General features: G+C 72.5%; 1 protein-coding gene. It reads right to left on the reverse strand.

The window, feature by feature from the left end; genetic code table 11:
- On the reverse strand, window positions 1–433 hold a 433-nt coding region (locus HWY05_RS37995; protein ID WP_244146819.1), incomplete at both ends, for a LysR substrate-binding domain-containing protein.

Consider the following 433-nt stretch of genomic DNA (forward strand, 5'->3'; position numbering starts at 1 on the left):
GCACCGTCAGCTCGCCCTTGCCTGCCTCGAACACCCAGGCGCGCCGCGAGGCCAGCACCTCGAAGCTGATGCAGGGGTGATTCGCCAGGTCGGCGGGTTCGGCCGGCGCGCCGTGCGCGGCCAGATAGGCCGGGCTCGCGCAGATCACGCGGCGCACGCTGCCCACGCGGACGGCCATCAGGCTGCTGTCGGGCAGCTCGCCGATCCGCAGCGCCACGTCGATCTGCTCCTCCATCAGGTGGGCGACGCGATCGGTCAGCACCAGGCGCACGTCGATCTCGGGATAGTGGGCGAGGAAGGCCGCCACCGCCGGCACGATGTGCAGGCGCCCGAACACGATCGGCGCGGTGACGATCAGCTCGCCGCGCGGCGCCGCGTATTCGCCGGTGGCGGCGCGCTCGGTTTCCGCGATGTCGTCGAGGATGCGCCGGCA

The sequence above is a fragment of the Paraburkholderia sp. BCC1876 genome (assembly GCF_902833695.1).
Taxonomy (GTDB): Bacteria; Pseudomonadota; Gammaproteobacteria; order Burkholderiales; family Burkholderiaceae; genus Paraburkholderia.